Origin of the sequence: Rhizobium sp. CF142 (assembly GCF_000281145.1) — a bacterium.
Lineage (GTDB): Bacteria > Pseudomonadota > Alphaproteobacteria > Rhizobiales > Rhizobiaceae > Rhizobium.
On record NZ_AJWE01000010.1, the window covers coordinates 113062 to 122254 of the forward strand.

Below are 9193 nucleotides of genomic sequence, written 5' to 3' on the forward strand. Positions count from 1 at the left end.
ATCCCGGCGTGCCCAGCCGGACCCATCGTCATGACGTCGTGTCGGGAACCACATGCCGGATCGTGTGATCCTCGACATAGGCCGATGGGCGTTTCTGGCGTTTTCCAAGGTCTGGCGCTTCGAATTTCACGCGTTCATAGGGGATCGATTGCAGGATATGCGAGATGCAGTTGATCCGCGCCCGCTTCTTGTCGTCGGAAGGTACGATCCACCACGGCGCGTGATTGCTGTCCGTCATCCTCAGCATCTCGTCATAGACGCGCGTGTAGTCCCACCAGCGCTGGTAGGATTCGACATCCATGGGGCTGAGCTTCCATTGCCGCAACGGATCGTCGATCCTGCGTCTGAAACGCCGTTCCTGCTCTTCCTCGCTGACCGTCAGAAAATACTTGAGCAGAATGACGCCGCTCTCGACGATTGCGGCCTCGAAACGCGGCGCCAGTTCGAGGAAACGCTGCGCTTTCTTCTCGCTGCAGAAGCCCATGACCCGATCGACGCCGGCGCGGTTATACCAACTGCGATCGAAAATCACGACTTCGCCGGCGGCCGGCAGATAGGCGATGTAGCGCTGCATGTAGATCTGCGATTTCTCGCGATCGGTCGGCGCGGGCAGGGCGATCACGCGAAAGACACGCGGACTGACCTTTTCCGTTATACGCTTGATCATGCCACCCTTGCCGGCGGCGTCACGCCCCTCGAAGACGATGACGATCCGCGCGCCGGATTTCTTGACCCAGGCTTGCAGATGGGCCAGTTCCACTTGCAGACGGGTGATTTCCTTCTCGTAATCCCACGACTTCTTTTTCTTTTTGCCCTTGCCGGTGCTGGATGCTTCACCATCGGCTAGTTTGGCCTCGTAATTCTCGTCCATGTCTCTCCCTCCTCCTGTGATTAAGGGGCAGTGCTCGCCGGTGCGGCATTGCCGATCTGGTCGATATCGCCGATCAGCGTCCGCAGGGCTTCTTCTCTGCCGTTGAAAATATTGTCGGCGCCGACGATCTTGATGACCCCGGCCCGTTCGAGAATGGCGCGGCTTTCAACGCTGAGATCGGCAAACGCAAAGATGATGCTTCGCTGCACAAGGAGTTCCGCCACCGCCTCAAGCGCGGTGGCGCCCGTGCTGTCGATTTGCGTAATGGCGCTGGCGTCGAGCACCAGGCATTTGGTGTTGGCGGGAAGCTCCTTTGCTACCGACATCAGCCGAATACGGACATAATCTGCGTTGTAGAACAGGATACTGCCCTGGACCGCGAAGACGGCGGCGCCCGGGACGGGGCGGGCTTCCGGGTAGCGCTGAAGATCGAAGAACCCATGCCGACCTTCGATGCGGCCAAGCAGACCGTCGCGCGGAAACATGGTCTGACGCAGCAGATAGACGAAGGTCGCGGCGACGGCGACAATCACGCCGTTGAGGACGCCGAAGCTGATCGCTCCCCACATGGCTATGAGTGCGAAGACGAACTCCATGCGGCTGATGCGCCAGATCTTCTTAAGTTCGTGAATATCGATGAGGCTGATGGCCGCCGTTGCAAGGATTGCCGCAAGCGCGGGAATTGGGAGGACGCGCAAAGCGGCATGAAGGAAAACCAGTGCCGCGATCAGGGTAGCGGCCGAAATCAATCCGGCGAGTTGCGAGACACCACCCGTCGACAGGTTTATGGCGGTACGGGAATCCGATACGCTGACCGGAAACGAGCCGAACAGGCCGGGTGCGATATTGGCGGCACCCAATCCAATCAGCTCCTGATTGGCATCGACCTCCTCACCAGTACGCGCCCCGAAGCTTCGCGCCGCTACGATGCCGGCGCCAAAGCTGACGAGAAAGATCGCGGCCGAACCGAGGACAATCTTATCGAGGGGCATCTGACGAAGTGCCGGCAGGGAGAAGGTCGGTAGTCCGCGCGGTATGTCGCCGACGACGGCAATGCCGCGGCCGCGGAAGTCGAAGATCGCCGACAGAATGACCGAGATAACGACAACAAGAACAGGGCCTGGAACCCTGAAATGGAAGACCCGGACGATCCAGAGCAATGCGAACATGGCGAGGCCGAGGACGAGCGAAGGCCAGTGGATCAGACCGCTCTTGGCAAGCATTTCGACCAGCGGCGGGATCAATCCCTCCGATTCGATCTTCACGCCTGTGAACCGACCGATCTGTCCGACAAGAATCGAGAGCGACACGCCGGCGAAGAAGCCGACCAGGATGGGACGGGAGAGGAAACTCGCGAGAACGCCGAGCCTCAGCAGCTTCGCGGCGATGCAGCATATGCCAACCCCCAGCGCAAGCGCCGAAGCGACGGCAACCCGATCGACATCCGCCCCTGCGGGTTCGGCTGCGATGATGGTGCCCATTGCCGCCGCAAGCACGGTCATTGTCGCGGCATCAGGCCCGACAACCAGGAGCCTGGAAGGCCCGAAAATCGCATAGGCGATCGGCGCGACAATACTCGCATAAATGCCGGTCTCGGGGGGCAGACCGGCAATGGCGGGATAAGCGATCGCGCTCGGCAGGCCAACGGCAGCGATCGACAGCCCGGCCGGGATATCGCTTCGGAACCAGGCCTTGTTGAAACCGGCCAAGCCTCGCAACACTGGAAGACTGCTTATCACCGCGGACTCCTATTGCTTCGTCATGTTTCCTCAGGCTTCTCCGACATCAAATCGCTGGCGGAGAAACGATCGGCGCCTCCCAGCCGCAATCCTCACGGCGGAAGGTGGCCCAGATAAACAGGACCGGCCAGATTGCATGCAGGGTGAACAGGCTCACGCATCCGGCGACATGGATAGCGTCCTGATGGGGATGATTTCGTGCCTCGGCCATGAGATGAGGAATGTCGTGGATTTCGATCACCGCGTAGGAAAGAGTGACGACGACAAAGACCTGCACGCCTAAGGCAAAACAGTCGAGAAACACGGTCGCTCCCTTCGGCTGGCCTTGCCGAGCCGTTTCATCGCTATCGACAGCGGTATACTAGGCCCGTTTTGGCGCTGAGGCCCGTAGCATCGCGTAACCTCTATTAAGGCATTGGAAGCTCTGCGCTTTGCGGAGATCATCTCTGCGTGAAGGGAAGAGGGCGGAATCAAAGAGGCTGCGGTCATGGCGGCGTTCGCGCCTGGGATTCCAGAGACCTTTCGAAAGCCGGCTAACGTAAGATCGTGTATTTTACGTCTGCTGCCGATCGTTCTGCTATATACTTTTTCTCGTCTGCTTAACGCAATTTGACAGCGGGGGCGGGGATGGTGCCGGGAGAACAAGGTTCGACATTTTTGTCCGCCCTGGAGACGGCTGAGACTTATTTTCCCGACCAGAAGCGGCTGGTGCAGCGGCTCTTTTATGTAAACGAGCAATTTCACAGCATGTGTGAGGATCTCACTGCTGCGGCGCAGGCTTTGGCGCACATTGAGCGGTTACCGGAGGAGGTTCGGGAGGCGCGGCGGCTGGAATATGCGGGTCTCGTCGATGCCCTGTTGAAAGAGATGGGGGAGGCGATCACCCAGTCGAAAATCGTAGTGCTCAGGCGGTCCCCGCAGACCGGCCCGAAATTTCCGTAAACGTATCAATCATTCAATGGTCCAAGGGAGTTACGTGCGTGATGAAAGCAATATCCCGCAAACTGCTTGGTGGATTATCGGTGCTGGCGATTATCGCGTTGCAGCCGGCGCTCCCAGCGCGAGCTCAAGTCCAAGCCCCGGCCCCTGCGGCAGCGGCTCCCGCGCCGGCGAGTGCCGAGCAGCCCGCAGCCGCGCTTCTTTCCGATGACGAGCTTGAAGTGCTCGTAGCGCGGATCGCGCTCTATCCGGATGAGCTGGTTGCGGCAATTTCGGCAGCCTCGCTCTTTCCTCTGCAGATCGTCGAGGCGCAGCGCTTCCTGGAGGCAAAGAAGAAAAACGCCGACCTCAAGCCCAAGAGCGATTGGGACGGCAGCGTCGTCTCGCTGCTCAACTATCCCGATGTCGTCAAGATGATGAGCGAGGATCTCGACTGGACCCAGTCCCTTGCGGATGCGCTCACCAACCAGCAGAAGGATGTCCTGATCGCCATTCAGCAGCTTCGCGACGAAGCGGTGGAAAAGAACATTATCAAAACGGATGACAAGGTCACGGTCGTCACCGAAAACGACAACATCATCATCCGGCCGACCGATCCGGAGAAGATTTATATCCCGCAGTATCCGCCGGAAATGCTGTATGAGCCGGGCTATGCGTCGGCGCCGATCTCCTATTATCCTGATCACTACGACAACTATTATTATCCAGGGGCGGCGTTCTTTGCCGGCGCTGTGACCGGCCTCGCCTGGGCGGCCATCGTCAACTGGGACGATTGGGGAGTATGGGGCGGCCGCTGGGATGGCGATATCGACATTGACTGCAACAATTGCCTGAACGACCGCAACTTCAACGGAAAGATGAAGTGGAACGACGTCGACTGGAGCAATGTCGACCGGAGCAAGCTGAATATCAGCAAGGACCAACTTGCGAAAATCGACCGGTCGGCGATCAAGTCCGGCCTGCAAGGCGATAATCGCAACCAGCTGCGCAACAAGGCCAAGGACATCCAGGCGAGCCAGTTGCCCGGCAATCGGGCCAACGCGGCCCGTGCCCAGGATATTCGGAAAAGCACGGCGCAGGGCCTGAAGGACAGACCGCAGGCAAATCGGCCAACGGCGGGAAATCGGCCAGCGGCCACAAATCGCCCAACGGCTGCAAATCGACCCGAGGCTCGTCCTGAGAGAGCAGCCAATCGTCCATCCAAACCTGCGCAGAAATCCGTCAAGAAGCCCAACAAGCCGCAAATGGCCTCCAGACCCGACAATCGCGGACGGCAACCAAGCGCACTTGGCAACGTCCAGTCCGGTCGCCGTGAAGCTGTCGCCTCGAAACGGGGAGCACAGAGCATGGGTGCCCATCGCCAGTCAGCTCGCCCCGCCCAGCATCGGCCGCGCCCGCAGGGTGGCGGCGGTCGTGGCGGCGGTGGCGGCCGTGGTGGCGGACGGCGGTGAGACCTCTTTCCAGCTCAGGGAGCTACATGATGAGACGCCAATCGACCGTAATTCCGCTCATGTTCGCGGCAGCGCTTTGCGCAATGCCGGCTGCGCCGGCGCTTTCGCAAGCGCAGACAGATCTCGCCGAATACAAAGCGGCAACGTCCCCACCGAAATTCGACAGTCCGGAGCTCGCGCTGGACAAACTGAAATCGGTGCTGGGTTCCAGCAATATCGACGATCTCGCCGCTCTGCTCGGCCTCAAGGCGGACAAGCTGCGCTCCAGCAACGAGGCGATGATCGCTTACGGATTGATCCGCGAGGGCGCCGAGCGGCAGGCGGTTTTGCGGGATTTCGACGGTATGAGGATCGTTGCGATCGGCGATCGGCTCTGGCCGCTGCCGTTTCCGCTGACCGAGGGCAAGGACGGCAAATGGTCCTTTGACACAGAGCGCGGCCTCGAAGAGATCGTCAATCGCCGCATTGGTGAAAACGAACTCGCCACCATCGACACCATGCATGAATATGTGGCGGCCCAGTATCAATATGCATCGGAAGATCGTGACGGCGACGGCATTTATGAATTCGCAAAGAAATTGATCAGCAGTCCCGGTAAGCTTGATGGGCTGTACTGGGATCCGAACGTCTATCCCGAGGAAAGTCCGGCAAGCGCGCTCGTCGAGACGGCAGCGTTCGGTGCCGCCAAACGGGGGGAGGGCTATTTCGGCTATCGCTACCGCATCCTCACATCCCAGGGAGACAACGTGCTTGGCGGCAAGCAAGGCTACGTCATCAATGGTTATATGACCGGCGGCTTTGCGCTGATTGCCTGGCCGGTCAAATACAGGGTCACGGGCGTTCAGACATTCATGGTCAACGGCGCAAACGTCATCTACCAGCGTGATCTTGGGCCTGAAACGGAAGCGCGCGCGGCAGCGATCAAGGATTTCAACCCGGACGCCAACTGGACCGTGGTAAGCGAATAGAATCTCAGCCGGCAGGGTCCTGCGCCGCTGGCGAGAGGCGCAAGGCAGCCGCCATGGCGCGGTTGGAATAACGCTTCTTACCCGTGACCTCGCGCCCCAGCCATTGAGGCAGGTTCGGCTGCTCATCCTCGCTTGCCATTTCGATCTCGGCGAGGGTCAGTCCCTCATAGGCGCCGGCAAAGACATCCACATCCCAACTCTTGCCATCATAGAGAACGCGGTAGCGGGTCTTTTCGATGATACGGCCTCCCGCGTGGAGCAAGAGTTCGCGGGCCTCCTCGACCGGAATCTCATACTCATATTCCTCCCGGGCGAGGCCTGGCGTACGAAATTTGATCGTTAGGCGCGCAGAGCACCCATCGATCAGGCGGACACGGATGGGGTTTTGATCGCGCCGGCAAAGATAGGCCTGTTGCAGCACATGCGGGTCGCCGGCGCAAACGCGCCAGCTGTCGTTGCGGACCAGAAACTTTCGCTCGATCTCGGTCGCTTTCAATTCGATATTCCTTCGCTCATGCCTGCTGTTGCCGGTCAGTGGACAGGCGGTTCCCAGGTGAGGAAGAAGCCCACATCTCCGGGCATGCTATCCGGAAAATTGATGATCATCGCCTTGAGCCCATAGCCCTGCGGTTTGGCGACCTCCTCGAACAGTTCGAGAATCTCCCTTGCTTGGCCCTGCAATGTCTTCTGCCAGCCGGGCAGGTTATTATTGATGGCGCGACCGCTATCCGTGCAGAATGTCGATGGAAAACTGTAGATCAGCGCCTCGTATTTACCGTCCGTGGCTGCTTTCGTAACCAGCCGTTTAATGACGGCGCGTTCCGTTTCTCCGATCTGTTTGCGGAAAAAATCCTCGACGAATTCGGCATGTTTCTTTGCCTCACGTGCCCTGATCTTTTCGCTGCGCTCCATTTCGAGAAGCTGGAGTTCCAGAGCATGTTTGCGCAGGTCCTCTGCGCTCGTCATAGATTGGGACGTGGGCGCCCACGTAATGTCATCGCCGCCTCCTCCAGAATGAGGATGATGATAGAGCGCGCAGGAAGAGGAGGGCAGTAAAATACACGTCCATTGCGGTAGGATACGGTATCTTACCCCGGCCTATGTCCAGCTGTAGTCACCCTAACGATCATGCGATCGATTTTCGAAATCCTTCCTTTAAATTAGCCTTTTCTACTAAATATCGTTGCCGCCATGACGACATGGGACTATCGTCGGCGATTGCATACTGCAGGTTGTGATCAATCGGATTCGGGGGAACCGATGACAAATGCAGGCGTTGACAGGGCTTGCGGCAGCGCATCTTCGCAAGAGGAGGTGCTACAGCAACTTGAGCGCATTCTATCCAGCCCGGAGTTTCGACTTCCCGAGCGGGCGGAGCGATTCCTTGAATTTATTGTAAACGAAACACTTGCGGGCCGTCGCGAGTATCTGAAGGCCTTTACCATAGCACAGGCCGTTTTCGGCAGGGATGCAAACTTCGATGCCCAGCAGGATCCATGTGTCCGCATCGAGGCCGGGCGGCTGAGGCGGGAGCTGGAACACTATTACCTGACCGCCGGCAGCACTGACCGGATCATCATCACGGTTCCCCGCGGCGGCTATGTACCGGTCTTCGACGTGAGACAGGATATCGAGCACGCGGATATCTCAAGCTTCGGACGAGCCCCTCGGCCTGTACCCGGACGAGATGACGCTGAGCAGGTCAATGTCATCAGGAACACGGCCAGCCGAGACGGGCCGGGCAGGCATCTTTCGCGCCTCCGGTATTGGCTTCTTGCGGGAGGCGTGGGGATCGTCCTTGTCTCGATGGCAGCAATGCTTCAGCATGCCAGCTTGTTCGACACGGAAACCAAGGTGGCGAGGGGAGTAACCAGTCGCCCAACGATCGTTGTCGAACATTTTGAAAGCGCCTCTGATGGCGGACATGCATCCGATATTTCTCGAGGTATCACAGACGATATCATCGAAAAGCTCGTCCCTTTCAACGATATTGTCGTGGTCGCCCCCCTGCCGCGCAATCGAGAGGGCCAGGCGTCGCCGCAGGCAATCTATGCTCTACAGGGAAGCGTGCGGTTGGAAGGCAGTACACTGCGCTCAACCGCAAGGCTCGTGCGGCGGGCAGATGGAGTTGTCATCTGGGCAAACAATTACGATGCCGACATGAAAGTGCAGGGTATCCTGAAAACGCAGGCGAGCCTTGCAGACCACATCGCGACGGCCGTGGCGCGGCCATTCGGTGTCATGTTCAAGGCGGACACCGCAAGCATTGCCGGAAGCCCGGACGCTTTTTCCTGCATTCTGTCCTACTATAGCTATCGCAGCGAGATGACGGTGAAGGCCCATGAGGTTGCGAAGTCCTGCCTGCAGCGGGCCGTCGAGAAGACGCCCGACGACTCCAATGTTGCTGCCTTCCTCTCGCTGGTTCATCTCGATGAGTTCCGCTTTCCGTACCAATTGAACACCAAGCCGACCGCCGCCACGCTCAATCTTGCAAAGGAGCTTGCCGAACGCGCCGTGCAACTCGACCAGAAGAATGCGCGCGCCCTTCAAGCGCTAATGCTCGCCAACTTCTTCAGCAATGACATGGTCGCAGCCCTGCGCGCCGGCGAGGCCGCCTATGCCAGCAACCCGAATGACACGGAAGTGGCGGGCGAATACGGCTTGCGTCTGTCGATGTCGGGAAAATGGAGCAGAGGCTGTGAACTGATTTCCGAGGCCATCAACAGGAACGCCGGGCCGCGCGGCTATTACGAGGTCGGGATGGCGCTCTGTGCCTTCATGCGGGGTGACACGCAAGCCGCCGAACTTTGGTCGCGCATGTCGGACTTGAATTACAACCCGATGCATCGCCTCGTCTTGCTCTCCATCCTGGGCACCCTTGGAAAAACGTCCGAAGCAAAGGAGCAACTCGATTGGATCCAGCTTCGGTCGCCCGCACTGGTCCCGAACGTCAGGCGAGAAGTCGCCAAGCGGCTGGCCCGGACCGAGGACCAGGAGCGTTTCCTTGCCGGATTGAAGGCCGCCGGACTGCCTGTTTCAGATGACAAGGCGTCCCTTAATTGAAGTGGGTATCGCGTATTGCTGCGACAGCAGCACTGAGGTAGCCGTTCTCCAGCGAGCAATCTCCCAGGTCATCAAACCGGGGGAGAGTGACATTCCAACTTTGCAGAAACAGGACACTTCAACTTTGCGGCTACATACAATGTCAAAGCTGAATAGGGCTGC

Annotated in this window: 8 protein-coding genes and 1 pseudogene; 4 read left to right on the forward strand and 5 right to left on the reverse strand. The window is 58.9% G+C overall.

The features are described 5' to 3' along the window. Positions 1-28: 28 nt before the first annotated feature. From ppk2 to PMI11_RS03105, 3 genes and pseudogenes are all read right to left on the reverse strand, one after another. Positions 29-871 carry a polyphosphate kinase 2 gene (gene ppk2, locus PMI11_RS03095; RefSeq protein WP_007813186.1) on the reverse strand — a complete coding sequence of 281 codons (843 nt, stop codon included), beginning with the start codon at positions 869-871 and terminating at the stop codon, positions 29-31. Positions 872-891: 20 nt separating this feature from the next. Next, positions 892-2610, reverse strand: coding sequence for a SulP family inorganic anion transporter (locus PMI11_RS03100; RefSeq protein WP_007813188.1), 1719 nt, complete (start codon positions 2608-2610; stop codon positions 892-894). Between the two features lie 79 nt (positions 2611-2689). Continuing rightward, positions 2690-2914 (reverse strand): annotated as a pseudogene (locus tag PMI11_RS03105) (DUF3302 domain-containing protein); the annotation flags it as partial. A gap of 323 nt (positions 2915-3237) precedes the next feature. Here PMI11_RS03105 and PMI11_RS03110 point away from each other — a divergent pair. The 3 genes from PMI11_RS03110 to PMI11_RS03120 are packed head-to-tail and all read left to right on the forward strand — an operon-like array spanning position 3238 to position 5968. Continuing rightward, complete coding sequence (locus tag PMI11_RS03110; protein WP_007813192.1) at positions 3238-3552, forward strand: hypothetical protein; 315 nt, start codon at positions 3238-3240, stop codon at positions 3550-3552. Positions 3553-3593: 41 nt separating this feature from the next. Continuing rightward, positions 3594-5000 (forward strand): DUF3300 domain-containing protein, encoded by a 1407-nt coding sequence (locus PMI11_RS03115; protein ID WP_037070591.1) that lies wholly within the window; start codon positions 3594-3596, stop codon positions 4998-5000. Positions 5001-5029: 29 nt separating this feature from the next. Then, complete coding sequence (locus PMI11_RS03120) at positions 5030-5968, forward strand: DUF2950 family protein (protein WP_007813196.1); 939 nt, start codon at positions 5030-5032, stop codon at positions 5966-5968. A gap of 4 nt (positions 5969-5972) precedes the next feature. Here the strand turns inward: PMI11_RS03120 and PMI11_RS03125 are convergent, their stop codons facing one another. Further along, entirely contained in the window at positions 5973-6464 is a 492-nt protein-coding gene (locus PMI11_RS03125; protein ID WP_007813198.1) for a CYTH domain-containing protein, read from the reverse strand. Between the two features lie 35 nt (positions 6465-6499). After that, positions 6500-6934: a hypothetical protein gene (locus tag PMI11_RS03130; protein WP_007813200.1), complete on the reverse strand. Its 435-nt coding sequence runs from the start codon at positions 6932-6934 to the stop codon at positions 6500-6502. Between the two features lie 294 nt (positions 6935-7228). Here PMI11_RS03130 and PMI11_RS03135 point away from each other — a divergent pair, with 294 nt between their 5' ends. Then, positions 7229-9031 carry a hypothetical protein gene (locus PMI11_RS03135; RefSeq protein WP_007813202.1) on the forward strand — a complete coding sequence of 601 codons (1803 nt, stop codon included), beginning with the start codon at positions 7229-7231 and terminating at the stop codon, positions 9029-9031. Positions 9032-9193: the final 162 nt, after the last annotated feature.